Below are 25,126 nucleotides of genomic sequence, written 5' to 3'. Positions count from 1 at the left end.
AAATCCAAACCGACTCCGTCCGGAAGCCCAACCAACTCGGCCAACTCGGTACGAAAACCAAACCGACCCCTACGTAGCATCACACTCCCCAGAGCCATCCCATTTGCACCAAATATCCAGGAGCGATCCATGCGAACCCAGAGCCGACGGAGGCCGCGCGGGCTACTCGCCGCGGCCGCCGCAGGGACGCTGCTCGCCCCGCTGCTCTCCGGCTGCTGGACCGGAGCGGGCGGAGCCGGTTCCGGCGGCGACTCCATCAACGTCCTCATGGTCAACAACCCGCAGATGGTGGAGCTGCAGAAGCTCACCGCCGCACACTTCACCAAGGAGACCGGCATCAAGGTGAACTTCACCGTGCTGCCGGAGAACGACGTCCGCGACAAGATCAGCCAGGACTTCGCCAACCAGGCCGGCCAGTACGACGTCGCCACCCTCAGCAACTACGAGATCCCGATCTACGCCAAGAACGGCTGGCTGCGTGAGATGAACTCGTACGTCGCCAAGGACAGCGCGTACGACGAGAAGGACGTCCTCAAGCCGATGCGGCAATCCCTCACCGCCGAGGACGGCAAGCTCTACGGACAGCCCTTCTACGGCGAATCGTCCTTCCTGATGTACCGCAAGGACGTCTTCGCCAAGGAGGGCCTCACGATGCCCGAGCGCCCGACCTGGACGCAGGTGGCCGACCTCGCCGCCAAGGCCGACGGCGCCGAGTCGGGCATGAAGGGCATCTGTCTGCGCGGACTGCCCGGCTGGGGCGAGATCATGGCGCCGCTCACCACGGTCGTGAACACCTTCGGCGGCACCTGGTTCGACAAGAACTGGAAGGCACAGCTCAACTCCCCCGAGTTCGAAAAGGCGACGAAGTTCTACGTGGACCTCGTACGCGAACACGGTCAGTCCGGCGCCGCCCAGTCCGGCTTCGCCGAGTGCCTCAACAACATGACCCAGGGCAATGTCGCCATGTGGTACGACGCCACATCCGCCGCCGGCTCCCTGGAGTCCGCCAACTCCCCCGTCAAGGGCAAGATCGGCTACGTACCGGCGCCGGTCGAGAAAACGGACTCCTCCGGCTGGCTCTACACCTGGGCCTGGGGCATCCAGGACGCGTCCCGGAACCCGGACAAGGCCTGGAAGTTCGTCTCCTGGGCGTCCAGCAAGGAGTACGAGGAGCTCGTCGGCGAGGAGATCGGCTGGTCCAACGTACCGGCCGGCAAACGGGCGTCGACGTACACGAATCCCGCGTACGCCAAGGAAGCCGCCGCCTTCCAGGAGACGACGAAGAACGCCATCGAGGGCGCCCGGCCGAACGATCCCGGAGTACAGCCGCGGCCGGCCCCCGGCATCCAGTTCGTCGGCATCCCCGAGTTCACCGACCTCGGCACCAAGGTCTCGCAGGAGATCAGCGCGGCCATCGCCGGGCGCCAGTCCGTCGAGTCGGCCCTGAACAAGTCGCAGCAACTCGCTGAGGAGATCTCCGAGGAGTACGAGGGACGATGACCGCCACGACGACAGCTCCGGTAGCCGCCACACCCGTACGCACGGAGAAGCCCCCCTCGGGCCGACTGCGCGCCTGGGCGACCAGGGCCCCGCTCCTGCCCGCCCTGATCTTCATGATCGCCGTGACCCAACTCCCGTTCGTGGCCACGCTGGTGATCTCCTTCTTCGACTGGAACTCGCTCTACCCGGACGCCCGGGAGTTCGCGGGCTTCGCCAACTACTCCGAGGTGCTGACCGACGCGGATCTACGCAAATCGGTCTTCACCACGATCCTGCTGACAGCGGCCGTGGTCCTGGCCAGCCTCGTCGTCGGCCTGGTCCTGGCGCTGCTCCTGGACCGCAAGTTCCGGGGCCGCGGCATCGTCCGTACGCTCATGATCGCGCCGTTCCTGGTGGTCCCGGTGGCCGCGGCCCTCCTGTGGAAGCACGTGCTCTACAACCCGGAGTACGGCCTGTTCAACGGCCTGCTGCACTACGTGGGCGGCCCGCAGCCGGACTGGATCTCCGACAACCCGCTGCTCGCCATCGAGGCCTCACTGATCTGGCAGTGGACGCCCTTCATGATGCTGATCCTGCTGGCGGGCCTGCAGAGCCGCGACCACGCGCAGATCGAGGCGGCGAAGGTGGACGGCGCCAGCGACTGGCAGGTCTTCCGCTACCTGACGCTTCCCCACCTGCGCCGCTACCTCGAACTCGGCGCCCTCCTGGGGTCGATCTACATCGTCCAGAACTTCGACGCGGTCTTCACGATCACATCCGGCGGCCTGGGCACCGCCAACCTCCCCTACACCGTCTACCAGAGCTTCTACCAGGCCCACGAGAACGGCCTCGCCTCCGCGGCCGGCGTCCTCGTCGTCATCGGCTCGATCATCATCGCGACCTTCGCACTGCGCGTGGTCTCGTCCCTGTTCCGTGAGGAGGTGTCCCGCGCATGAGTGCCACCGCGATACGACTGCGTCCCCGCCGTACCAAGGGAGCCGGCCTGGGTGTGCTGGCCTGGCTGCTCGGCCTGCTGTTCTTCCTGCCCATCGCGTGGATGGCCCTGACGTCCTTCCACTCCGAGGAGGACGCCGCCACCAATCCCCCGTCCTTCGCCGCCGCGCTCACGCTGGACGGCTACCGCGAGTTCTTCGGCGCGGGCGGCGGAGCGAGCCCCTGGCCCTCGCTCATCAACTCGACCGTGGCCTCGCTGGCTTCGACACTCTTCGTCCTCGTACTGGCCCTCCCGGCGGCGTACGCGCTCTCCATCCGCCCGGTGAAGAAGTGGACGGACGTCCTGTTCTTCTTCCTCTCCACGAAGATGCTGCCGGTGGTGGCGGGCCTCCTGCCGATCTACCTCTTCGCGCGGAACACCGGCCTGCTGGACAACATCTGGCTCCTGGTCATCCTCTACACGTCGATGAACCTGCCGATCGCGGTGTGGATGATGCAGTCGTTCCTCGCCGAGGTCCCGGTGGCGATCATCGAGGCGGCCCAGATCGACGGCGCGAAGCTGCCCACGATCCTGACCCGCGTAGTGGCGCCGATCGCCCTCCCGGGCATCGCAGCCACGGCCCTGATCTGCTTCATCTTCAGCTGGAACGAGCTGCTGTTCGCGAGGGTGCTGACGGGCGTCGTAGCCGAAACGGCACCCGTCTTCCTCACCGGCTTCATCACCAGCCAGGGCCTGTTCCTGGCGAAGGTGTGCGCCGCCTCGCTCGTCATCTCCCTGCCGGTGCTCGCCGCGGGGTTCGCCGCCCAGGACAAACTGGTCCAGGGCCTGTCCTTGGGAGCCGTGAAATGAAGGCCGCCGTCATCGAGTCCGTGGGCCGCGCCGTCGTCGCCGAGGTCCCGGACCCGACGCCGGGCCCGCGCGAGGTCGTCGTGGAAGTCGCCGCATGCGGCCTATGCGGAACGGATCTCCACATCCTCCAGGGCGAGTTCGCGCCCAAGCTGCCGATCGTGCCGGGGCACGAGTTCGCCGGCGAGGTGGTCGGGGTGGGCACCCAGGTCACCGAACTGTCGGTGGGCGACCGGGTGGCGGTGGACCCGTCCCTGTACTGCTACGAGTGCCGGTACTGCCGTACGGGCCACAACAACCTCTGCGAGCGCTGGGCGGCGATCGGCGTGTCCACGGCGGGCGGCGCCGCCCAGTACGCCGTCGCGCCGGTGGCCAACTGCGTCAAGCTCCCCGAGCACGTACGCACCCAGGACGCGGCCCTCGTCGAGCCGCTGTCCTGCGCGGTGCGCGGCTACGACGTCCTGCAGTCCCGCCTCGGCGCCCATGTGCTGATCTACGGATCCGGAACGATGGGGCTGATGATGCTGGAGCTCGCGAAGCGGACGGGGGCGGCGAGTGTGGACGTCGTCGACCTGAACCCGGCGCGCCTGGCGACGGCCGAGCAGCTCGGCGTCTCGGCGTCGGCCGCGACCCCCGACGAGCTGGACCGCCCGCAAGGCTGGGACCTGGTGATCGACGCCACGGGCAACGCGGCGGCAATCCAGGACGGCCTGGACCGGGTGGCGAAGGCCGGTACGTTCCTGCAATTCGGGGTGGCGGATTACGCGACCCGGGTCACGATCGACCCGTACCGCATCTACAACCAAGAGATCACGATCACCGGCTCCATGGCGGTGCTGCACAGCTTCGAGCGGGCGGCGGAACTCTTCGCAGGCGGCGTCCTGGACCCGGACATCTTCATCAGCGACCGCATCGCCCTGGACAACTACCCGCAGGCGCTGGAGCAGTTCGCGTCGGGGGTGGGCAGGAAGATCGTGGTGGTGCCGTAGGGGTTTGCTCGCCCCCGCCGCCCCTACCCGTCCCATACCAAGGGGCTCCGCCCCTGGACCCCGCTCGGGGCTTCGCCCCGGACCCCACCAAGGGCTGCGCCCCTGGACCCCATCGGCCTGAACGGCCTCGTCCTCAAACGCCGGACGGGCTCAAATCAGCCCCTCCGGCGAGTGCCGCGCAAGATCAGCCCGTCCGGCGTTTGAGGACCGGGGGTCCGGGGGCTGGCCCCCGAACGGGGTCCGGGGCGGAGCCCCGAGCGGGGGCCAGGGGCGCAGCCCCGAGGGGGGTCTGGGGGCGCAGCCCCCAGCGGGGCTCCGGGGCTGGCCCCGGGATGGGACGGGTAAGGGCGGCGGGGGCGAAATCCACTGGGCCAGCCCGGCGCCGAGCCGTAGCATCCGAGCCATGCCCAGCCCTCACGGCTTCCACTACGAAGCCCACCCAGACGGCACCGTGCGGATCACGCACAACGCCCACCCCGCAACAACCCTCCGCGGCCCCCGAGCCACCCAGTTCCTCACGGAGGTGGAATCCGGCGACCCCCAACTCGTCATGGCCCGCTGGACCGGCAACTACAAGCGCGGCAACGAGCGAACCGCCCGCAACCACCCCCGCAACCGCCGCTGACCCAATTGGGCGGCAGGTAAGGGAACGGTAAAGCGGGCCCGGTCGTTACCCCACACATGACAGCTATGACCCCCGGCTCGAACATCCCTCTCCCCGTCGCCCGCGTGACGGTGGACGTCACCGCCCCGGTGCGGCTCGACGTATCGGGCCTGCTGCTCACCGCCGACGGCAAGGTGCGCTCCGACGACGACTTCATCTTCTACAACCAGCCGGCCGGCCCCGGCGTGACGTACCGCTCGGGCGGCGGCGCAGCCCCGGACGCGATCGTGGTCGACACAGCCTCCGTGCCCCCGGGCATCGAGAAGATCGTCGTCACGGCGAGCCCGGACGCGGCAGGCCAGACCTTCCAGGGCATCGAACCCACGGCGACGATTCGCAACGCGGACGACAACTCCGTACTGGCCACGTTCACACCCCCACAACTGGGCGCGGAGACGGCGCTGGTGATCGTGGAGGTCTATCTCCGCAACGGCGCCTGGAAGGCCCGAGCGGTCGGTCAGGGGTACGCGAACGGCCTGGCGGGCATCGCCACGGACTTCGGCGTCACGGTGGAGGAACCGGCTCCGACCCCGACCCCGGCTCCCGCCCAGACACCCGTCGCCCCGCCCGCCGCCCCCGCGATGCAGCCCCCGGTCACCCCTCCGGCCCCGGCCCTGGATCCGCGTGCCGCGACCCCGCCCCCGGCCGCACCCCCGGCACCGCCCGCCGCCCCCGGCGCCGGAAAGATCAACCTCGACAAGGGCCGCGTAAGCCTCCAAAAGAACCAGACCGTCTCCCTGGTCAAGGGCGGCGCCCCGCTCCTCTCACAGGTCAAGATGGGCCTCGGCTGGGAGCCGGCGTACCGCGGCAAGGACATCGACCTGGACGCGTCGGTCATCGCGTACGGCCCGCAGCGCAACCACATCGACAGCTGCTACTTCGGCAAGCTCCAGATCGTGAACGGCGCGATCAGGCACTCCGGCGACAACCTCACGGGCGAGGGCGGCGGAGACGACGAGGTCATCACGGTCGACCTCGGTCGCCTCCCCCAGGAGGTCACCGGCCTGGTCTTCACGGTGAACTCCTTCTCCGGCCAGAAGTTCACCGAGGTCGCCAAGGCCTACTGCCGCCTCCTGGACGCCGCCACCGGCGAGGAACTGGTCCGCTTCGACCTCACCAACGCCGAGGCCCAGACCGGCGTCATGATGGCCAAGCTGATCAAGCAGTTCTCCGGCGAGTGGGACATGACGGCGATGGGCGACTTCGTCAAGTCCCGTACGGTGCGCGGCATGGTCAAGCCCGCGGCGCAGGCGTTGTAGGGACCCGGAATACCGGAATACACGAACAGGGCGGCGTACTCCGACGTGGTGTCGGTGTACGCCGCCCTGTTGCGGGACGAGTTGCGGGAGACGGCCCGCGCTCTCATGGCGGTCACTGCCGGTCGTGGTTGAACCGCGCCGTTGTCACGGCGGCTACTTCGGGTCCCGGTTGAACAGCGCCATCGACCAGCGGTAGCCGAGCACGGTCAGGCCGACGCACCAGGCGATCGCGATCCACCCGTTGTGGCCGATCTCGGTGCCGAGCAGCAGCCCGCGCAGGGTCTCGATGGCTGGCGTGAACGGCTGGTACTCGGCGATCGGCTGGAACCAGCCCGGCATCGTCTCGGCCGGAATGAAGGCGCTGGAGATAAGCGGCAGCAGAATCAGCGGCATCGCCATATTGCTGGCCGCCTCAGCATTCGGGCTGGCCATACCCATCCCGACCGCGATCCAGGTGAGCGCCAGCGCGAACAGGGCGAGCAGTCCGAACGCCGCCAGCCACTCCAAGGCCGTGGCATCCGTAGACCGGAAGCCGATCGCCACACCGACGGCACCGACCAGAACCAGGCTGGCGAGCACCTGCAACACGCTGCCGACGACGTGCCCGATGATCAGCGAACCGCGGTGAATCGCCATCGTACGGAAGCGAGCGATGAGGCCTTCTGCCATATCGGTGGAGACGGACACCGCCGCCCCGATCACCGTGCTGCCGATGGTCATCATCAGGATGCCCGGGACGATGTAGGCGATGTAGTCGGAGCGATCGGCGCCGCCGCCACCGATGCCCGCGCTCATCACGTCGCCGAAGATGTAGACGAAGAGCAGCAGCAACATGACTGGCGTGAGCAGCAGGTTCAGAGTGAGGGAGGGGTAGCGGCGGGCGTGCAGGAGGTTGCGGCGCAGCATCGTGTTCGAGTTGCGTACGGCCAGGGCGAGGGAGCTCATCGGACGGACTCCTTGGGCTGGTTGGGGACGTTGGCGGGGCCGGTGAGGGCGAAGAAGACGTCGTCGAGGTCGGGGGTGTGCACGGTCAGTTCGTCGGCCTCGATGCCGGCCGAGTCCAGCCGGTCGAGGATGGAGCGCAGCTCGCGCTGGCTGCCGTCCGAGGCGATCTGCAGGGCCAGGGCCTCGTCGTCCCGTGTCACCTCGCGCAGCGCGACAGCGGCGGACTGGTACGCGGCAGGGTCGGCGAACCGGAGCCGCACATGCCCGCCCGGGATGAGCCGCTTCAGCTCGTCGGCACTCCCCTCGGCGGCGATCTTCCCGTCGTTCAACACCGCTATGCGGTCCGCGAGTTCGTCGGCCTCCTCCAGGTACTGAGTGGTGAGGAAGACCGTCGTCCCGTCGGAGACCAGCTCGCGGATGATCTGCCACATGTTGTGCCGGGAGCGCGGGTCGAGACCGGTGGTCGGCTCGTCGAGGAAGATGATCCGCGGGTCGCCGACCAGGGTCATGGCGATGTCCAGGCGGCGCTTCATGCCGCCGGAGTAGGTGGAGACGGGCTTGTGGGCGGCCTCCACCAGGTCGAAGCGTTCCAGGAGTTCGGCGGCGGTGCGCCGGCCCTCCTTGCGGGACAGCAGGTGCAGGTCCGCCATCAGGAGCATGTTCTCCTCGCCGGTGATCAGCCCGTCCACGGCCGAGAACTGCCCGGTGACGCCGATCGCGGCGCGCACCGCCTGCGGCTCGACGGCCAGGTCATGGCCGCCGACCCGCAGCTCACCGGCGTCAGAGGTGATCAAGGTCGAGAGGATCTTGACGGCGGTGGTCTTGCCGGCACCGTTCGGACCGAGCAGAGAGAAGATCGTTCCTTCCGGGACGGCCAGGTCGATACCGTCGAGGACCGTCTTGTCCCCGTACGCCTTGCGCAGCCCGTTCGCCGAGATGGCCAGGTTGGTCATGATCACAAGCTCCTTTGGAGGCCGCAGGCGGATTCAGAGGCTGCGGGCGGTGATGTCGCCGTGGGTGGTGGTGGCGCGGATGTCGAGTTCGGTGGTGCCGTCGCTCTTGAGGGCGTTGCTGATGCGGCCGTAGCCGGTGCCGGCGTCCAGGGCGGCGGAGACTCCGGCCGCGGCGCTGACCGATACGTCGCCCATCTGGGTGCGCAGCACGAGGGTGCCGGTGGTGGCCTCGGCGATCGTGATGTTGCCCTTCTGGGTGCTGATCTCCGCGGAGCCGCCCAGGCGGCCGACCGAGATGTCACCGTCGAGGGCCGTGAGGCGGGCGCTCGCGGCCTCGTCGATCTTGACCGAGCGGTAGCCGTCCGCGAAGACGACGTCGCCGAGCCGTCCGACGCCGCGGAACTCGGCGGCCGCCGACTTCGCCTCGACGCGGGAGCCGGCGGGCAGTTGGACGGTCACCTCGACCGAGCCGGACGGGCCCACGATCCGGTTCTTCGCCGGCGCCGTGGCCGTGATCCGCAGGGTGCCGTCGGCGTATTCGACCGTGGTCTGCTCGGCCAGCTTCACATCCCGGCTCTTGGAGGGGTCCGTGGGCCGGACCTCGACCGTGGTGTCGGCCCGGTCGGCGGCGATGATCTGCACCCGCCCGGCCTGGATGTCGATGACTGCGGCGATCGGGGCGGGGGTGTCGAACTTCTGCATGATGCTCTCCTGTGGCTCGTCGTTTCCGATGACAGAAACGCTACGTTGCATTCATAGACCGAGCAACAGACTCGTTGCGAAGTATCGCCATCGATGCAGGTAGAAGCCAGGAAATCGTTGCAACGGTTTTCGAGATTAACGCAACGGCAGCCACAGGCTCGTTGCACTGAACTGAGACTGAACGCTATGCTGGAGCCACCACGCAACACGAAGGAGACCGCGATGCCGGGAGGCAGACTCACCCAGCAGGAACGCCAGCAGATCGCGCTGGGGCTGGCCGACGGCCTCGCCTACGCGGAGATCGCCAGACGTCTCGAGCGCCCGACCTCGACGGTCACACGCGAGGTGATGCGCAACGGCGGCCCCACCGGCTACCGCGCCGACCTGGCCCACCGCACCGCCGAACGCCGCACCCACCGGCGCAAGCGGGCCGCACCGCGGGTGGGCGGGGCGCCCGAGCAGGCCTACGGGCGCGACACCGAGGCGGTGCGCGAGTTCGAGGAGATGTTCACGACCGTCATGATGGCCTCGGGCATGACCGCGATGACGGCCCGCGTGATGGTCTGCCTCACCCTCACCGACTCCGGCAGCCTCACCGCGTCCGAACTCGTCCAGCGCCTCCAGGTCAGCCCGGCGTCCATCTCGAAAGCGATCTCGTTCCTCGAGAGCCAGGCCTTCGTCCGCAGGGAACAGGGCGAAGGCCGCCGCGAGCGCTACGTCGTCGACGACGACATCTGGTACGAGACGATGGTGGCCAGCGCCCGGTCCCTCGCCCAGATCGTCGAGACCGCACGACAGGGCGCCGGCATCCTCGGCCCCGACACCCCGGCCGGCACCCGCCTCGAAAACGTCGCCCGCTTCCTCGACTTCGTCGCCGAAAGCACGGTCCGCGCCGCGGAACAGGCCCGCGAAATCCTCCACACGAAACCTGAAGCGACCTCGAAGCCCGAATCGACCTCGAAGCCTGAATCGACCTCGAAGCCTGAAGCGACCTCTTAACGCCTCTCAGCCGGTGAGGCGAGACAGGTGGTGGTCGACGAGTGCCGCCGCCTCCTCCGGTGTGCGGTGGCCGAGCAGCACCGCGTCGCCCAGGCCGGCGATCAGGGCCAGCAACAGGTCCGCCTCGAGCGTCGGGTCGAGGTCGGCGGACAGGTCGCCGACGGTCTGGGCATCCGCCACCATCGCGGCGAGGGCTTCGCGCAGTTGAGCATGACCGGCGCGGAACCGGTCGGCGATCTCCGGATCCTTGAGCGCTCGCATCAGGAACGCGTTCGCCACGAGGGCCTCGGTGCGACTCGCGTCGTCGACCGGGAGCAGCGCGACGACCGCGGCGCGCAGACTGGGCGCGCCCTGGGTGACCCCGTTCGCGCCCCGAGTGACCCCGTTGGCGAGGCGGCTGTCGACGTGGTCGCGCAGCGTTGTGGTGGCGTAGCGCAGCATCTCGTCCTTCGAGGGGAAGTAGTGCTGCACCAGGCCCTTGGAGATGCCCGCCTCGGCCGCGACCTCGCCGAGGCTCACCGCTTCCAGCCCCCGGTCGGCGGCGATGCGCCGGACGGCCTCGGCGATGAGTCGTCGCCGCTCCTCGTGATCGACGCGCTTGGGCACCGCACCTCCCTTTTGCGATACGACCGGATTGCAAAACACCTCCGGCGGCGTTTACGATCCGATCGTATCGCCAAAACGCGGGAGGTTCCGATGGCGCTTGGCCGGTTCGTGTCGCCGCAGGCCCGCCTCGAGTACGACGCGGCATACGACCGGGCGTTCGCCGCCCTGCCCGAGCCGACCGGACAACACGACATCGTCACGGAGTTCGGCACCGCGCGGGTGTACCGCTTCGGCGAACCAGGCCCCGCCCCAGTGATGTTGCTGCCCGGCCGGGCAGGCACCGCGGTCATGTGGGAGCCCAACCTCGCCGCGTTCGCCGCGCATCGGCCGGTGTACGCCGTCGATCTGATCGGCGAACCGGGCCGCAGCGAGCAGACCGCGCCGATCCGCGGCGCCGCCGACCAGGCCGCCTGGCTCACCACGGTGCTCGACACGCTGCAGCCGCGACAGGTACATCTCGTCGGCTACTCCTTCGGTGGCTGGCTCGCCGCCAACCTGGCCGTGCGGGCGCCGCAGCGACTCGCCTCCGTGACGCTGATCGATCCGGTGCAGACCTTCGCCCGGTTCCCGCTCGCCCTGCTCGCGCGCAGCACGCTCACGCTCATCCCGGGCATCCGCCGGTGGGCGCGCCCCTCGTTCCTGCGCTGGATCTCCGACAACGCCGAGGTGGCCGCGGACGACCCGGTCGCGACACTGATCGACGAGGGCATGCGGACCTTCCGCTTCGCGCTGCCGACCCCGACGGTGTTCACCGGCGCGCAGCTGCGCTCGCTCACCGTCCCCGTGCTCACGCTCATCGCGGGCCGCAGCGTCATGCACGACGCCCGCCGGGCCGCCGCTCGCGCCCGGGCCCTGCTGCCTGACGTACGGGCCGAACTGTGGCCGTCGGCCACCCACGCCATCGCAGGCGAGGCCGCCACCGAGGTCAACACCCGGGTGCTGGAATTCCTGGCCGAGATCGAGCAGCGCGGGCAGGTGCGGCGGTGACACAGCAGAAGCCGGTACGCAGTCCACTGCTCGCTCTGCTGCTGTGGGACGCCGGAGTGCCGCTCGTCGCGTACTACGGCCTGCGACTCGCCGGGCAGAGCGAGCAGAACGCACTGCTGGCCGGTGCGGTCCTGGCCGCGCTGCGGATGGTCTGGGTCGCGGTGCGGCACCGGTCGTTCGACGGGTTCGCGGCACTGCTCGCAACGGTGCTCGCCATCAGCCTCGCACTGTCCTTCGTCACCGGCGACACCAAGTTCCTCCTGGTCAAGGAGTCCTTCGGCACCGCGGCGGCCGCACTGATCCTGCTCGCCAGCTGCGCAAGCCGTACACCACTGGTGCTAGTGGCCGTACGAGCCGGGTCCAACCAGGCCAAGCGTGCCGAAATCGACCAACTGAGCACAGAGATACCGCAGTTCCGACAGGCGTTCGTCCGGATGTCGGCGGCATGGGGAGTCGGTCTGCTGCTGGAGGCGGTGCTGAGGGTGCCGCTCGTGTACCTGCTGCCCGCCGACGTGATGACCGGTCTCAGCCTGGCCCTCCTGCTCACCGTGATCGGCCTGCTGTCCGCGTGGACCGCCTGGTACGCGAACCGCGTCCAGACCCGCTACGCGCACGCGGACGGCAGACATCCGACCACGACCCAGCGTCCTTAACCCTGGACATACATGGGAGTTGGGCGACTTGACGCACTCCTAGAACAGCGCGCTGTACGCGTTCAGCGCGGGCTGTCCGCCGAGGTGCGCGTACAGCACCGTGGCGTCCCGCTCGATCTCGCCCCGCGACACGAGATCGACGAGCCCGGCCATCGACTTCCCCTCGTACACCGGGTCCGTCACCATCCCCTCGGTGCGCGCGGCGAGCCGCATCGCGTCCAGCGTGGCCTCGCCGGGGATGCCGTACGTGCCCGCGTGATACCGCTCGTCGAGTTCGATGTCCGACTCGTCCAACTCCTTCTGTACGCCGATGAGTTGGCCGGTGCGGTGAGCGATCCGCGCGATCTGCTCACGGGTGCGGGCGGGCGCGGCCGACGCGTCGATGCCGATGACGCGACGCGGTCGCCCGCCCGCCTCCTCCAGGGCCGCGAACCCGGCAACCATGCCGGCCTGTGTCGACCCGGTCACGGAGCACACGATCACGGTGTCGAAGAAGACGCCCAACTCCCGTTCCTGCTCGGCGACTTCGTACGCCCACCCGGCGAACCCGAGGCCACCGAGCGGATGGTCGGAGGCCCCGGCGGGAATGGCGTACGGCTTCCCGCCGCCCTCCTCGACCTCCCTGAGCGCCTGCTCCCAGCTCTCCTTGAACCCGATGCCGAACCCGGCCCGTACGAGCCGTACGTCAGCGCCCGCCAGCCGGCTGATCAGGATGTTGCCGACCTTGTCGTAAACGGCGTCGGGCCACTCCACCCAACTTTCCTGAACCAGCACGCACTTGAGCCCGGCACGAGCCGCGACGGCCGCGACCTGCCGGGTGTGGTTGGACTGCACGCCCCCGATGGACACAAGCGTGTCGCACCCCTGCGCGAGCGCGTCCGCGACGAGGTACTCCAGCTTGCGCGTCTTGTTCCCGCCGTACGCGATACCGGAGTTGCAGTCCTCGCGCTTGGCCCAGAGGGCGGCGCCGCCGAGGTGCTTGGTCAGCCGTTCCAGCGGGTGCACGGGCGAGGGCCCGAACAGGAGCGGGTAACGCTCGTACGAGGAAAGGGACATGGATCCTCCCAGGATCAGACGCCGTCGGCGAGGCCTTCGAGCCCCCGCCAGATCTCCGCGGTGACACGGACCGCCTCGTCCACGTCACCGGCCGCGCAAGCCTCGATGAGCTGCTCGTGCAGCCCGGCCGAACGGCAGTTGCCGCCCTCACCGAAGCGCCGTCGCTCCAACCGGCGGATGAGCGGGGTGTAGCGGGCGATGGTGGCAGCGGCCGCGCGGTTGCCACTGACGCGTACGAGCACGTCGTGCAGTTCGTCGTCGGCGCGCAGGGCGCTGTCCACGTCGCCGCTGCGTACGGCGGCCGAGAACCGCTCGTTGGCCGAGCGCATCATCTCGACGTCCGCGGCGAACAGCCGGGGCACGGCAATCCGCGCGGCCAGCTCGTGCATGGCCCCGACGACGGCCGCCGCGTCCCGTACGTCGGAGGCCACGACCGGGGTCACCCGCGTGTAGCTCTGCGGCTTGCTCTCCAGCAGCCCCTCGTCGACGAGCCGCGAGAAGGCTGCACGCACGGGCGCCCTGGACAGCCCGAGCCGCTCGGCGAGATCGGCGTCGCGCACCGCCGCGCCCGGTTCGATGTCCCCGGCCACGATGGCGTCCCTGATCACTTCGTACGCCCGGTCCCTGAGCAGGGTGCGGGACACGGGCTCTATAGCGTCCACAACTGAAATGTTAGATGTCAATCTCGGCCGCGCACAAGGCTGTGGCCCGCACCGAAGTGCGGGCCACTCCGTGGATCTCGGGGCCCGGGGCTCAGGCCTCGCGGGAGGCGTACGCGATGAAGGCGGTCCAGGCGGTGGAGGGGATGGTGAAGTGGGGGCTTTGGGGGCCGAGTTTGGAGTCGCGGAGGTGGATGGTGTGGGGGCAGGCGGCTACTTCGAGACAGGCGCCGCCCGACGAATCGCTGTAGCTGGACTTGCGCCAGTCCAGGGCGACTTCGAGGCATTCGCCACCTTGGTCGTCGCTGTAGCTGGACTTGAACCACGACAGCTCGGCGCTCATTGCTCCTCCGCCACCTTCCTGATGAACCGAGCAGACTCTTCGACGTTAAGCGCCTGCATGCGGATCATGCCATGGCGCTGTGTAAGGGCGTTGAGCTTGTCCGCTTCGACGTACAGCGCCCCCGTCTCCTGCCCTTCAACGTAGCCGTAGTGCTCGTGGTCAGTGGTCTCTACGAGTACCAGCGGGCCGCCGAGCGCAACAGGAGGAGCTACTTCGAACGGTAGGACCTGGATCAACACGTTGCGTTGCTTCCCCACCTGGAGCAGGTGGTCGAGTTGCCTCCGCATCGCATCCCGGCTACCGACCACGGCACGCAGTGCAGCCTCGTGGATAACGTAACTGAAGTGCGCCGGGGGTTTGCTTGTCAGTTTCTCCTGCCGCTTCAGCCGGGCCGCCACGCGCTCCTCGATCGTCTCCTCATCCAGGGGCGGACAGCTATTGCTGATCAGCTCGTGGGCGTACTCCGCAGTCTGCAACAGGCCTGGAATCAGCATCGCCGCGTACGAGTACAGGGTGATCGCCTCGGCCTCCACCAATACGTACTGCTGCGTACGTTGCGGGAACTTCTCCGGCTTCAAGTACTCGTGCGCCGCAAGCAACTTGCCCCGCGCTCCACACATCTGATCCGCAACCTGCAACAACCTCAGCGTCGGCCGACGCCTCCCGCACTCCATCGACTTGACGTACTCGTACTCGTAGCTGGCCTCCTTGGCCAACTCCTGTCTGCTGACCCCCGCTTCCTCCCGCCACAACTTGATCTGCCCACCGCAGTACCGCCAGTTCTGCTGCGCCTGCTGCGACTCCCCGGAAGCCACGCACCCACCCGCCTCGTGCCACCACACCGTGTACAGCCACGCTGTGTACCCACTCCGATACTCCCCGAGGCTACGCACCAACGACCAGCCTGTTCACACCAAATGACGGAGAATCACACGCAAGGAACGGCACACCCATGCCCCAGGACCGCGACGACGCCGAGGCCACCGAAAACGTCGAAGACATCAAAGACGTCGAATGGCACCTCCCCCGCCACGCCCGCAGCGTCGGCCGGGCCCGCACCCTCCTCCGCGACCAGGCCACAGCCTGGAAGCTCCCGGACGACCTGACGGAAACGGCCGTACTCCTGCTCAGCGAGCTGATGACAAACGCGTACCGCCACGCAAAGGTCTCCCCCGGCCGCCAGATCCGTACCCGCTGCGTCCTAAACGCCGGCCACCTCTGCGTCTCCGTAACAGACGCGAACGACACCCTGCCGACCCTCCGCACGGCAACCCCGGACGACGAGTCCGGCCGAGGCCTACCCCTGGTGGCAACACTGGCAGCCGACTGGGGCGCAGAACCCCGCCCCGGCGGCATCGGCAAGACGGTCTGGTTCACACTCCACAGCGATGTACGGCCCTGAACTCTCGGCGCCTCGTGGGCTGTTGGGCTCGCCCTAGGCTCGGCACATGAAGACCACCGTACGGCCGGCATCCGAGGACGACCTCTCGGCTCTGCTGACCCTCTACAGCGAGCTGAACCCGGACGATGCTTTCGGGTCGTGGGCGGTCGGGGGTTTGCTGGTCAGCCGGCCGGGCGGGGTAGTGCCGCGAGGCGCTGGAAGGCCGTGGCCAGTTCGTGTCTCCAGGGCCAGGTGGCCGATATCCGCAAGCGCAGACGCCGACCGCCGCGGGTGAGGCGGGCGGCGACGTGCAGCAGCCGGTAGCGGAGCTTCTTCGGCTCGGCGGTGGCCAGTTCCCCGTCCAGCAGCAGGAAACGGGTCCAGGCCAGCAGGTCGATCGCTGTGAGGCTGAGTTCGAGCCAGAGGGTATTGACGCCGAAGTCGCGGGAGGGGAAGCGGCCGAAACCGGTGCTCTTGCCACAACGGATGCGGTCTTCGACGCATGCGTGCCCGCGGTGGCGGACTTCGAGGAACTGGGCCGAACCACCACCGGAGTAGGAGGTGTCGGTGAGAAACACCTGATGGCGCAGGCCCTCGTCCTGGTCGAACAGGGACAGCTGGGCTCCGGGGTGTGGCCGCTCGCGGCGCACGATGATGCGGGTGCCTGCCGGGTAGCCGTCCAGATCGACCATGCCGGTCAGCTCGGCGACCTCGGCGCCATCACGCAGCGTCCCGTCCTGGTCCAGGGCGGGATGCCAGAGGTCCTCGGGCATGGCCCGGATGGCGCGGCGGACCGGCTCGGTGATGGCGTATCCGACCGAGAAGAAGGTACGGATCCCTCGTTTCCTCATGTCACGGACGTGAGCGAGGAAGGCTTTCGCGGATCCGGCACTGTCGGTGCGGACCAGGATGTCATTGCCGTGCCGGTGAGCGTCGGGGATCTGCGCGAGTGCCTGGTCGAACACTGCGATGTGGTCGGTGGCGGTGTTGGCGCCGGCGTTGCCGGGCCGCAGCCGCCCGGACATGCCTCGCCGGTGTTGGCCAGGAAGCACAGCAGCGGGTGGAACCCGAAACCACCCTTGTAGGTGGGCGCGGCCGCGTCCTTCTCGGAGTGGCAGGTGATCAGCGTGGCGTCGAGGTCCAGGACCAGGCCGGGCAGCACGCGCCCCGCAGCCCGGGCAGCGGGTATGCCCTCGCTGGTCTCGGCCGCCTGCAGCCAGGCGACCTCCCGAGCCGAAGCCCTGGCCGAGCGCACAGAAGCCAGTGCCCGCTCGTCAACGTCGGCGAGCAGCCGCCAGGCCGTCGGTGTCGAGGCGACCGAGCCGAACACGTCGGCTTGGTCCCGCAGCACGGCCAGGTCTGCGATGGCCTCACCGCCGTCGGCGAGCATCACCGCCAGGTCGGTGGCGATCCGTCCCGGATCATGTCCGGTCCCGCGAGGCCGCAGCGGCCTGAGAGCGGTGGAGTACGCGGCGGTCAGACCTGTGGCATCGGCAAGATCCGCCAGCAACCGTGCACCGGCATGCCCGACGACCCCCGAACCATCGGCACTGACATAGACCCTGGGACGCAACCCGATACCCTTCACGCAGAAAGTGCCCTCCGCCTGGACCGACAGAACCCCTCAGCAAGGTTCATCGCCCCAGGTCAGGAAGGCACTTTCGCGTTTCCCGCCTCGCCAGCCGCCAAACCCAAGCGAAACAGCGAGGCTAGAGCATAAGCGGCGATTCGCCCGCACCAAACCCCTCTCAGAGGTGCCCACTCGTGCTCGGTAGTCAGCCTGCGGAGCGCCCGTCCTGCTCGACGTTGCGGAAACGGCCGGGCGAGATGCCGTACTCGCGGCGGAAGCTGGCGCCGAACGCGAATTCCGTCGAATAGCCGACCTCGCGGGCGATCGTCGCCAGGGGGGCGTCGGTTTCGCGAAGCAGGCGGGCCCCGTAGGACAGGCGCCAGCCGGTCAAATAGGCCATCGGTGGCTGGCCCACCAGCTCGGTGAAGCGCTTGGCGAATGCGGTGCGCGACATTCCGGTGGCCTCGCCGAGCTGCTGCACCGTCCACCGGCGGTGCGGGCTAGTGTGAATCTCGCGGAGCGCGGCGGCGATCGCCGCATCGGTGATGCCCGGCCGATCGGCCGCCGGGTTCTGCTCCAGCCATTGCCTCAGCACATGGGTCAGCATGAGGTCGAGCAGAGCCGAGCGGGTCGCCCCGGTCCCGGGGCCGGTATCGGACACGTCCGCGCCGAGCAGGTCGGTCAGCAACCGCAAGTGCGGGCTGCGGTCGTAGTCCGGCGACACGGTGATGACATCCGGAAACGATCGGAGATAGCGGTGAACGTGCCCGTGACTGAGCCAGTACGCGCCGCAGAGGAACTCGACATCGAACGGGTCGAGGGCCGACCGGTCCCGCATCACGGCCGGCCGTAAGTCCTTGAGTGCGGACGGTGCATGGCTGAGCCCGTGTTCGGCACCGAATGGCGTGAGGACGACGTCCCCCGGCGTCAGCGCAAGCGGCGGGCTGTCGGCCGTGACCAGCCAGGCACTGCCCCGCAGAACCATGTGGAAACCACTGACGGCAGCAGGCGGGTACCGCCAGCCCCACGAGCCCGACTCCTTGATTGAGCAAGCCTCCGCACGCCCGACCCGGAGGCTGCCGATCACCGCGCTGAGTTCATCCACCCAGCGGAGCTTACCTCCACGACACCCAACCACTTGTGTACGCATTCGTATGGACCCAAGCCCGCTGAAGCATGGGCAGACCCGACGGAAGCTGATGTGCTCAATGCCGGTGGCCCCGATCGGGGACCTCACCATGACGCGGCACGAAGAAGGGTGCGAAAGCAATGACCGAGACGACATTTGAGAACCATTTCGACACGACGCTTCCCGCCTACGAGAGGTGGGGCCAGCCTTGCTCGGAGCACTTCTCACGGGCAGCACTCCAAGGAGCCGCACTACCTGTCGGCGCAGCGGTTCTGGACGTGTGCGCGGGCATGGGTGCTCTGGCCGTCCCCGCGGCCGAGCGTGGATACAGCGTCCGGGCGATCGACACATCGCCGGGGATGATCCGGCGCGCGACCGAGCGACTGGAGCCGTACTCCGGATGGTCCGCCGAGGTGATGGACGCGCTGGACCTGCAGTACGGCGACAACGAGTTCGACGCGGCATTCTCCGTGTTCGGGGTGCTGTTCTTCGGACCCGGAACAGCGAAGGCGCTCACCGAGATGGTCCGGGTGGTGCGACCGGGCGGCCTCGTCAGCGTGGTGAACTGGGCGACTCCCCTGGGAGCGCCGTTCTTCATCCCCGTAGCCCGGGCCATCGACCGGCTCGACGATCCCGAGGTGGGGAAGTTCCTGGCTCCGCTGACCGAATACTTGGAACGTCCGGAACTTGAGAGCGCCCTGAGCGACGTCGGATGCGTCGACGTGCGCTCGGAAAGCGTCGAGGGAGTATTCGCCATCCCCAACGCCGAGACCTTCATGGACGAGCTCGACCCGATCTTCCGGGTCCTTCCCCAGTACCGCGCCGCAGTCGCCAAGGATGGTGACCGCTTCCGGGCGCTTCTGGTCGAGGAAGTTCTGCGCACGGCGGCAGGAGAGCTCCCTCCGGCACGAGGCAACATCGTGTTTGCCCAGGTCCCCTCCAGCTGAGAGAGCGCCGGACACGCCGTTGACCTCACCGTGTTCGGCGCTGACATGGGACTTGGGAAGCAACCCGATACGCGCACGTAGAAAGTGCCCTCCGCCTGCACCGACAGAACCACTCAGCGTGGTTCATCGCCCCAGGTCAGGAAGGCACCTTCGGGTTTCCGCTGCAACAGACCCCGTATGCAACCGAAACAGCGAGGCTAGAGCCTCACCCGTCATTTCGATGACGATGGCCTCCTCCTGCATTTCAGTGGGGAGATGCGCGCGCTCTTCCTCCCGGCACGCAGCCCTGCCCCAGGTCGGGTCGATGACGACAGCTCCAAGCCGGGAGACGAGTTCGGCGATGATGTCAAAGACGGCGCCTCGATGCGGGCGCAGGACCAAGACACTGTTTTTGTCAGCGATCAGTTCAGCCTCACTGCCGTCCGCGGCCCGGATCCAGAATTGCAGCGCCCCTCCCTCGTCCACCATGGGCTGCTCGCCCTTCACGTCGTGTGGTCCCAGCACAGCCCGGACCACATCTACGTCGAGGGGGCGTGTTCACCATCAACAAACTTGTGAATCCACAGATTGTGGCTCATCAGATGCGGGCCCACACCTCCAAGAATGCTGTCGTGCGGTCGCCAGCGGCCTGATCCGGCTGCCAGAAGGGATCGGATGGGATGAAGGAGAGCAGGGTGTCGCTCAAGGAGGCCGCTCGATTGGTTGGTTGGTTCGTTGGGAGGCTGCGCGTGAGGACAACGGGGCAGGGAATCTGTTGCTGAGAACTCACGAACCCTGGCCGCGTTATGGCTTCGTGAGCCAAGGCGAAAGTATGGCAGAAATTTCTTCGTCAGAAATTGACGTCCTTCCCCAGCCGAACCGCTGCCACGCGTGAGCACGCTGCAGAACGGGCAACGGAACGTGGAAAGCGAGATGGAAGGAAGCAGTAAATGAGATGACGCCGAACGTCTCGCCCAGCTTCTCCCGGGAAAGCAATGCGAGCTCCACTGCATCTTTCCCTTCATCATGAGCCGCCCTCAATTCGCCTGCGATTTTCTCCAGATTGTCCATCTCGCCTTCCTCGTAGGTGCGCAGGTCCCGTCGACGCTGTACGGCTCGGCGCCGACGGGACCTGAAGGATGGAATCAGGGCATGAAGCCCTTTACGTGAACCGCACTCCCGTAGGTGTGCCCATCTGCTTCTTCGACTTGGAACCGCGCCGAGGCGAGGATTCCCAGAAGGGCGGCCCGCATACAGGTATGGACGGTTTCGTAATGGCGAATCGCGTAGGGCAGATTCGAAGGATCAAGTTCGCCCGGCGGAATGTTCAGGGCGGCAGCTGTCAGCTCTGCCCCCGTGTTCCATTCCACCAGCACCCCGCCGTCGGCCAGAGGGTCCAGATGAACCTCCGCCCCGGGCCTGTCTTCGGACTCGCCGCCAAGGACCATCCGGTGAACGGGAATCCCGGCCCGGGCCAGTGCGTGGCAGACTTGATCGGCCAGTGCGTTGCGCTGGGCGATGACATCCGGCGAGGCTTTCGGCGGCAGATCGAGTTCCTGTTTGGTCATGCGTCCTTCACTTCTCTTCCTGCTGTTGCCAAGCTTGTGAAGATTACGGAAACCAACGGGGCAACCTCAACGAGAAGTTGACCGAAAATCCCCGCCGACGGTCTGGTTCACACTCCACAGCGGTGATCGGGACGGGTCCCCATAGGCACGGCCTACCGTGCTCGTCGATGTCGACGACGGAGGTGGGGCGACAGTGAGCTTCTCGGGAGCGGTCAGGCGCGGCCTGACGCAGACAGGGATGGACATGCCTGCATGAGTGAAGCGCGTCGCGGCGATGGTGGTCGTCGGTGTACTGGCCGTCGGCGGTTGTTCCTCGGACAAGGCCAAGGACACGGACACATCCGAGGCCAAGCCGTCACCCAGCGCCTCCGAGCCCGCCAAACCCACCAAACCCTCCGAGCCCGCTGAGCCCTCCAAGTCCGCGTCCCCAAGCCCGTCCCCGACCGGCCCGCTGCCCAAGGCCAAGGACGGCAAGAACACCGGAGCCTGCACGGACGGCAACTGCGAAATCCTGGTCATCAAGCCGGTGGACGTCGTGATCGGCGACGGATACCTGCACGTGAGCGTGGCGGTATCCACAGTCACCCTCATGCGCTTCGATTCCTCGGACTTCCTGGGCTATGTGAGCTTCGGCGGCGGCGGGGAAGCCACGTTCTCCACAGCGGGCGACAAGCGGACCACCGTCGACGCCACCGCGGTCAGCAAGGACAGCGCCGTACTGAAGTTCCGTACGAAATAGCTCAGTAGGAGGAGAGGAGGCTGAAGCTCCCCGGGACTGGACACCAGGCGTACGGGTGAACGCGGCGATCGGTACGATGCCGCAGCTCACCGGAGTTCAACACCGTACGCACCACGGGGGATCGTCGTGTTCGGAATCGTCAGGCCCTGCCGTCACCGGCTCGGAGAGAATCTCAAAACCCAGTGGATGGCGCATTTGTGCGGGCTGTGCCTCGCGCTGCGCAAGGACCACGGGCAATTCGCGAGGGTCGTCACGAACTACGACGGCTTGCTGATATCCGTTCTGACGGAGGCTCAGGCCGAGAAGGGCGGCGGTGGGCGGCGCACGGCGGGACCGTGTCCGCTGCGCGGAATGCGTAGCGCGTCCGTGGCACATGGCGAGGGGGCGCGGCTCGCGGCCGCCGTCTCACTGGTGCTCGCCTCCGCCAAGGTGCGTGACCATGTCGCCGACAAGGACGGGCTGCTGGCCCGTAAACCGGTGGCGCTCGCCGCCCGCCGGGTCGCCGCGAGCTGGGGCCGGGCCGGCGAGCGGACCGGCTCGGACGTCGGCTTCGACACCGCCCTGCTCGTCGACGCCGTGGACCGGCAGGTCGGCATCGAGGCGCTCGCCGGGCCCGGAACGCCTCTTCTCACGGTCACCGAGCCGACCGAGACCGCGACCGCCGCCGCCTTCGCCCACACCGCGGTCCTCGCCGGACGGCCGGGCAACGCGGAACCGCTCGCCGAGGCCGGGCGCCTCTTCGGGCGGCTCGCGCATCTCCTGGACGCCGTGGAGGACAAGGAGGCTGACGCCGCGTCGGGTGCCTGGAACCCCCTCACCGCGACCGGGACGCCGCTCACGGAGGCCCGGCGGCTCGCCGACGACGCCGTGCACGGGATACGGCTCGCGCTGCGGGAGGCCGATTTCACGGACCCGAAGCTCGCGCACCGGCTGCTCGTACACGAGCTGCGCACCTCCGTGGACCGGGCCTTCGGCACCGCCGCCTGCGCGCACGGGCACGCGCCGACGGGAGCGATGCCGGGCGGACCGTACGCCCCGCCCGGCGGACCGGGGGCCCCCGCTGCCCCCGGAGCCGCCCCGCCGCGACCCGCGCGGGCTGCTCGCCGGGTGCGCGGTGTGGATGGGGCTCGCCTGTACCTGCCAGATGTGCTGCGGAGAGTTCGACGACCCGTGGAGCGGAGAACGCCGGGAAGGACAGTGCACCAACGCCGACTGCAGCGGCTGCGGTGACTGCTGCAGCTGCTGTGAGTGCTGCGGGAACTGCTGCGGCGACGACGGCTGCGGCTGCGACGGGTGCGACTGCAGTTGCTGAGCCGCTCCCGGTCGGCCCTTGAGCTCGGCCTCCGGCAATGACCTCCCAGAGCCTTATTGATCAGAAACGCATTGAGTCATTCGTAGAGAAAGAGCTCTTCGATCTTCAGGTCGAAGAGCTTCGCGAGACGGAAGGCCAGAGGAAGGCTTGGGTCGAACTTGCCTGTTTCGATGGAGTTGATCGTCTGCCTGGACACGCCCGCGCGCTGAGCCAGGTCGGCCTGCGTCCAGCCCCGTTCGACGCGAAGGTCCGTAATGCGGTTCTTCATCGGTATCGGATCTTGCCGACGACGAAGGCGACCACAAAGACGACTCCCATGAGCGCGGGGAGGACGGCGATATCGACGTCGCGGGCGACGAGGCTGGCGTCGTCCGTGACGACATAGGCGAATCCGAGGATCCACCCCACGCCGAGGGTGACCGCCAGCGCATCCTGCATGATCTTCCGCTGCAGCTCATCGATCGTGCGGAGAACGTGCGTGAAGGCAACGATCCAGCCGATGCCGACGGCGAGATTGACGGCAACGGCAGCCCAGCTCGCCACCCGCTGCGGCGGATCCCATAGGTGTTGCGGGCCGAACTTGGCCAGGGCAAGGGTCGCCACCCAGGCGAGTGTCCAGAGCGCGAACCGAGCGGTCGCCTTGATCTCGTTATGTGCTTGCACGGGCGCCACCCTCCGGTGCGATGTCAAGGACACTTGACACGCTACGAGTCGCCGCGCCTTGGTGTCAAGTGTGCTTGACACCCGCTTGACACCCGCACAAGCGTGTGGCCCGCACCAAAGTGCGGGCCACACCCCCTACCGCCGCTCAGGCCAGCCAAGGCCAATCGGCATCCCGCGCGCCCTCAAGAAGCGGGACCATCCGGAACGCCGCGTCCGAAAGGCCGCCGAACACGTGGCGGTTGCCCTTTCCGGACGGGCCGTGGCCCGCCTGGTAGCCGGCCAGGTTCCAGGTGTAGACCGGGGTCTGCGCCGGTACCTGCTCGGTCGGGTCGCCGTAGTTGCTGTACGCGGCCTGCTCGTCCGTGACGATCAGTACGCGGTCGTGCTTCTTGTAGTGCGTGCGCACGGCCTCGGTGGTGTTGGTGCCGCCGAGGTCGCCGAAGCGGTCGAGCACCTTCAGTACGGACTCGCCCTTGCGGAAGCCGATCCGGTTGCTGCTCGTACCGAACTCGACGAGATCCGCGTCCGCCGCCCGCAGCGCGAGCGCCGTGCCGAAGATCGCCGCGGCGTCCGCCCGGTTCAGCTCCGAACGGTCGGACAGCCGGGACCAGAACATCGAGCCCGAGCGGTCGACGAGCACCAGCGTGCGGCCCGGCAGCGCGGGCACGTTGGCCAGCGAGTGGCCGAGTGCCTGCTCCAGCGGGTACGACCAGCGCAGCGACGGCGCGTGCTGGTACGCGGCGAGGTAGCGGAACGGGAACTGCCGCGAGCGCGCCACCTCCACCGGGTCGCTGATCTTCGCGGCGACCTGAGCCGCCACCTCGTCCGAGACCCCGGCCTCGTCGAAGTTCCGCAGGTTGCGGACCAGCGCCATCGCGCTCATGGACGGGATCACGGCCTCCCAGGCCGCCTTGTCCATCGGACCCCGGAGCCAGCCGGCCAGCGCCTCCCATGTGATGCCCGCGTCCGCGAGACGCTGCGCGCCACCCGCACCGGTCACGACCCTGCGCCGCTTGGCGGGCCGCAGTGCCATCAGGTCACGGTGGGCCGCCAGTACGGGCAGCGACTTGGGAACCACCGCCGTCTCCGGGTGGTGCCGGCGGTCGAGCGCGTACTGGAACAAGTCGCCCTGCCACGGCTTCTGAGGGTCCGGCGCGGCGTGCACCAGGTTCAGGATGTCGCCGAAGCGGTACCCCTTGGACGCCGTGTCGTACTTCAGGAGCGACTTGGCGCTGTAGAGGCGGCGTACGGCGTCGGCGATGCCGCGCTTCACGGGCTTCGGGATGGCACGGCCGTACCGCGACGTCCAGTACGCGAGCAGCTCGCCGGGCTCGTCGGGCCGGCGCAGCACGGAGTCGATGACCTGCCGATTGGACGGGCCGTCCGTCGCACCCGCGTCGAGCCGCGCCTTCACGTACTCCGCGGCGCCCACGATGGCGGCCGTACGGAGGTTGCCCTCGCCGCGCAGCCAGCCGAGCAGACCCGCGGTCCACTCCGCGTCCTCGACGGCAAGCCGGCGTACGAGCTCCGCGAACCGGTCGTCCCGGGCCTCACCGGTCTCGTAAAAGGTCTGCTGCGCAACGAAGTTGGCGATCGAGAGCAGGAAGAGCTCGGAGCGCGCGTCACGCTCCTGGCCCCGGCCGCCCTGGTGGGTACGCAGAACGCGCCCGGTCGACGTCACGCGAGAAGTGGGCTGCGCCTTGGCAGTCTTGGTGTTGAACCGCGCCATGGTGAATTCCCCCG

Annotated in this window: 27 protein-coding genes and 2 pseudogenes; 13 read left to right on the top strand and 16 right to left on the bottom strand. The window is 68.2% G+C overall.

Annotation, left to right across the window (positions count from 1 at the left end):
- Window positions 1–129 precede the first annotated feature (129 nt).
- The 6 genes from ACQEVY_RS36400 to ACQEVY_RS36375 all read left to right on the top strand — a co-directional run bounded on the left by ACQEVY_RS36400 (window position 130) and on the right by ACQEVY_RS36375 (window position 6,192).
- Window positions 130–1,500, top strand: a complete 1,371-nt coding sequence (locus ACQEVY_RS36400; RefSeq protein WP_432953777.1) for an ABC transporter substrate-binding protein — start codon at window positions 130–132, stop codon at window positions 1,498–1,500.
- The gene (locus ACQEVY_RS36395; RefSeq protein WP_432953776.1) at window positions 1,497–2,435 is read left to right on the top strand and encodes a carbohydrate ABC transporter permease; all 939 of its coding nucleotides are present in this window, start codon (window positions 1,497–1,499) and stop codon (window positions 2,433–2,435) included. Before ACQEVY_RS36400 ends, ACQEVY_RS36395 begins: the two co-directional genes overlap by 4 nt.
- Window positions 2,432–3,283 carry a carbohydrate ABC transporter permease gene (locus ACQEVY_RS36390; protein ID WP_432953774.1) on the top strand — a complete coding sequence of 284 codons (852 nt, stop codon included), beginning with the start codon at window positions 2,432–2,434 and terminating at the stop codon, window positions 3,281–3,283. Before ACQEVY_RS36395 ends, ACQEVY_RS36390 begins: the two co-directional genes overlap by 4 nt.
- Window positions 3,280–4,269: a zinc-dependent alcohol dehydrogenase family protein gene (locus ACQEVY_RS36385; RefSeq protein WP_432953772.1), complete on the top strand. Its 990-nt coding sequence runs from the start codon at window positions 3,280–3,282 to the stop codon at window positions 4,267–4,269. The genes ACQEVY_RS36390 and ACQEVY_RS36385 overlap by 4 nt, the downstream gene beginning before the upstream one ends.
- Window positions 4,270–4,672: 403 nt before the next feature.
- Window positions 4,673–4,894 (top strand): hypothetical protein, encoded by a 222-nt coding sequence (locus ACQEVY_RS36380; protein ID WP_432953771.1) that lies wholly within the window; start codon window positions 4,673–4,675, stop codon window positions 4,892–4,894.
- A 65-nt stretch (window positions 4,895–4,959) separates the two neighbouring features.
- Window positions 4,960–6,192: a TerD family protein gene (locus ACQEVY_RS36375; protein WP_432955590.1), complete on the top strand. Its 1,233-nt coding sequence runs from the start codon at window positions 4,960–4,962 to the stop codon at window positions 6,190–6,192.
- Between the two features lie 153 nt (window positions 6,193–6,345).
- Here the strand turns inward: ACQEVY_RS36375 and ACQEVY_RS36370 are convergent, their stop codons facing one another.
- Genes ACQEVY_RS36370 through ACQEVY_RS36360 form a run of 3 tightly spaced genes read right to left on the bottom strand, consistent with a single transcriptional unit; the run spans window position 6,346 to window position 8,792 of the window.
- Window positions 6,346–7,137 (bottom strand): ABC transporter permease, encoded by a 792-nt coding sequence (locus ACQEVY_RS36370; protein WP_432953769.1) that lies wholly within the window; start codon window positions 7,135–7,137, stop codon window positions 6,346–6,348.
- Entirely contained in the window at window positions 7,134–8,090 is a 957-nt protein-coding gene (locus ACQEVY_RS36365) for an ATP-binding cassette domain-containing protein (protein WP_432953767.1), read from the bottom strand. The genes ACQEVY_RS36370 and ACQEVY_RS36365 overlap by 4 nt, the downstream gene beginning before the upstream one ends.
- Before the next feature lie 33 nt (window positions 8,091–8,123).
- A complete protein-coding gene (locus ACQEVY_RS36360; protein ID WP_432953766.1) occupies window positions 8,124–8,792 on the bottom strand; it encodes a DUF4097 family beta strand repeat-containing protein in 669 nt (222 codons plus the stop codon).
- A gap of 222 nt (window positions 8,793–9,014) precedes the next feature.
- Here ACQEVY_RS36360 and ACQEVY_RS36355 point away from each other — a divergent pair, with 222 nt between their 5' ends.
- Window positions 9,015–9,791 carry a helix-turn-helix domain-containing protein gene (locus tag ACQEVY_RS36355; protein WP_432955588.1) on the top strand — a complete coding sequence of 259 codons (777 nt, stop codon included), beginning with the start codon at window positions 9,015–9,017 and terminating at the stop codon, window positions 9,789–9,791.
- A gap of 6 nt (window positions 9,792–9,797) precedes the next feature.
- Here ACQEVY_RS36355 and ACQEVY_RS36350 read toward each other — a convergent pair whose 3' ends face one another.
- Window positions 9,798–10,397 (bottom strand): TetR/AcrR family transcriptional regulator, encoded by a 600-nt coding sequence (locus tag ACQEVY_RS36350; RefSeq protein ID WP_432953765.1) that lies wholly within the window; start codon window positions 10,395–10,397, stop codon window positions 9,798–9,800.
- Window positions 10,398–10,487: 90 nt separating this feature from the next.
- Between ACQEVY_RS36350 and ACQEVY_RS36345 the strand changes: the two genes are divergently transcribed.
- On the top strand, window positions 10,488–11,384 hold the full coding sequence (locus ACQEVY_RS36345) for an alpha/beta fold hydrolase (RefSeq protein WP_432953763.1): 897 nt from the start codon (window positions 10,488–10,490) through the stop codon (window positions 11,382–11,384).
- Window positions 11,381–12,037 carry a VC0807 family protein gene (locus tag ACQEVY_RS36340; RefSeq protein WP_432953761.1) on the top strand — a complete coding sequence of 219 codons (657 nt, stop codon included), beginning with the start codon at window positions 11,381–11,383 and terminating at the stop codon, window positions 12,035–12,037. The genes ACQEVY_RS36345 and ACQEVY_RS36340 overlap by 4 nt, the downstream gene beginning before the upstream one ends.
- A 39-nt stretch (window positions 12,038–12,076) precedes the next feature.
- Here ACQEVY_RS36340 and ACQEVY_RS36335 read toward each other — a convergent pair whose 3' ends face one another.
- The 4 genes from ACQEVY_RS36335 to ACQEVY_RS36320 form a co-directional block, all read right to left on the bottom strand.
- Window positions 12,077–13,093, bottom strand: a complete 1,017-nt coding sequence (locus ACQEVY_RS36335) for a 1-aminocyclopropane-1-carboxylate deaminase (RefSeq protein WP_432953759.1) — start codon at window positions 13,091–13,093, stop codon at window positions 12,077–12,079.
- Window positions 13,094–13,107: 14 nt separating this feature from the next.
- On the bottom strand, window positions 13,108–13,755 hold the full coding sequence (locus ACQEVY_RS36330) for a GntR family transcriptional regulator (protein ID WP_432953757.1): 648 nt from the start codon (window positions 13,753–13,755) through the stop codon (window positions 13,108–13,110).
- 91 nt (window positions 13,756–13,846) lie between these two features.
- Window positions 13,847–14,095 carry a DUF397 domain-containing protein gene (locus ACQEVY_RS36325; protein WP_432953755.1) on the bottom strand — a complete coding sequence of 83 codons (249 nt, stop codon included), beginning with the start codon at window positions 14,093–14,095 and terminating at the stop codon, window positions 13,847–13,849.
- Window positions 14,092–14,910 carry a helix-turn-helix domain-containing protein gene (locus ACQEVY_RS36320; RefSeq protein WP_432953753.1) on the bottom strand — a complete coding sequence of 273 codons (819 nt, stop codon included), beginning with the start codon at window positions 14,908–14,910 and terminating at the stop codon, window positions 14,092–14,094. Before ACQEVY_RS36320 ends, ACQEVY_RS36325 begins: the two co-directional genes overlap by 4 nt.
- 137 nt (window positions 14,911–15,047) lie before the next feature.
- On the opposite strand from ACQEVY_RS36320, the gene ACQEVY_RS36315 reads away from it, so the two are divergent.
- Window positions 15,048–15,497 (top strand): ATP-binding protein, encoded by a 450-nt coding sequence (locus tag ACQEVY_RS36315; protein WP_432953751.1) that lies wholly within the window; start codon window positions 15,048–15,050, stop codon window positions 15,495–15,497.
- 161 nt (window positions 15,498–15,658) lie between these two features.
- On the opposite strand, the pseudogene ACQEVY_RS36310 reads toward ACQEVY_RS36315, so the two are convergent.
- Window positions 15,659–17,094: pseudogene (locus tag ACQEVY_RS36310) on the bottom strand (IS1380 family transposase).
- A 157-nt stretch (window positions 17,095–17,251) separates the two neighbouring features.
- Complete coding sequence (locus ACQEVY_RS36305; protein WP_165263836.1) at window positions 17,252–18,151, bottom strand: cupin domain-containing protein; 900 nt, start codon at window positions 18,149–18,151, stop codon at window positions 17,252–17,254.
- Window positions 18,152–18,315: 164 nt separating this feature from the next.
- Between ACQEVY_RS36305 and ACQEVY_RS36300 the strand changes: the two genes are divergently transcribed.
- Window positions 18,316–19,122, top strand: a complete 807-nt coding sequence (locus ACQEVY_RS36300) for a methyltransferase domain-containing protein (RefSeq protein WP_432953748.1) — start codon at window positions 18,316–18,318, stop codon at window positions 19,120–19,122.
- Between the two features lie 123 nt (window positions 19,123–19,245).
- Here the strand turns inward: ACQEVY_RS36300 and ACQEVY_RS36295 are convergent, their stop codons facing one another.
- From ACQEVY_RS36295 to ACQEVY_RS36285, 3 genes are all read right to left on the bottom strand, one after another.
- Complete coding sequence (locus ACQEVY_RS36295; protein WP_432953747.1) at window positions 19,246–19,608, bottom strand: hypothetical protein; 363 nt, start codon at window positions 19,606–19,608, stop codon at window positions 19,246–19,248.
- Window positions 19,609–19,905: 297 nt separating this feature from the next.
- Window positions 19,906–20,172 (bottom strand): hypothetical protein, encoded by a 267-nt coding sequence (locus ACQEVY_RS36290; protein WP_432953745.1) that lies wholly within the window; start codon window positions 20,170–20,172, stop codon window positions 19,906–19,908.
- A 74-nt stretch (window positions 20,173–20,246) separates the two neighbouring features.
- Window positions 20,247–20,669, bottom strand: a complete 423-nt coding sequence (locus ACQEVY_RS36285) for a hypothetical protein (RefSeq protein WP_432953743.1) — start codon at window positions 20,667–20,669, stop codon at window positions 20,247–20,249.
- A gap of 256 nt (window positions 20,670–20,925) precedes the next feature.
- Here ACQEVY_RS36285 and ACQEVY_RS36280 point away from each other — a divergent pair, with 256 nt between their 5' ends.
- Window positions 20,926–21,408 (top strand): hypothetical protein, encoded by a 483-nt coding sequence (locus tag ACQEVY_RS36280; protein ID WP_432953741.1) that lies wholly within the window; start codon window positions 20,926–20,928, stop codon window positions 21,406–21,408.
- Between the two features lie 186 nt (window positions 21,409–21,594).
- Window positions 21,595–22,720 (top strand): annotated as a pseudogene (locus ACQEVY_RS36275) (DUF5685 family protein).
- Window positions 22,721–22,796: 76 nt separating this feature from the next.
- Here the strand turns inward: ACQEVY_RS36275 and ACQEVY_RS36270 are convergent.
- The 3 genes from ACQEVY_RS36270 to ACQEVY_RS36260 form a co-directional block, all read right to left on the bottom strand.
- Window positions 22,797–22,988, bottom strand: a complete 192-nt coding sequence (locus tag ACQEVY_RS36270; protein WP_328772480.1) for a helix-turn-helix transcriptional regulator — start codon at window positions 22,986–22,988, stop codon at window positions 22,797–22,799.
- Window positions 22,985–23,383, bottom strand: a complete 399-nt coding sequence (locus tag ACQEVY_RS36265; protein ID WP_432953739.1) for a hypothetical protein — start codon at window positions 23,381–23,383, stop codon at window positions 22,985–22,987. Before ACQEVY_RS36265 ends, ACQEVY_RS36270 begins: the two co-directional genes overlap by 4 nt.
- A 145-nt stretch (window positions 23,384–23,528) precedes the next feature.
- Window positions 23,529–25,112 carry a TROVE domain-containing protein gene (locus tag ACQEVY_RS36260; RefSeq protein ID WP_432953738.1) on the bottom strand — a complete coding sequence of 528 codons (1,584 nt, stop codon included), beginning with the start codon at window positions 25,110–25,112 and terminating at the stop codon, window positions 23,529–23,531.
- Window positions 25,113–25,126 lie beyond the last annotated feature (14 nt).

Origin of the sequence: Streptomyces sp. CA-288835 (assembly GCF_050936385.1) — a bacterium.
Taxonomy (GTDB): domain Bacteria; phylum Actinomycetota; class Actinomycetes; order Streptomycetales; family Streptomycetaceae; genus Streptomyces.
The sequence above is the reverse complement of the archived record's forward strand: the minus strand, read 5'-3'. Positions and strand labels throughout refer to the sequence as shown.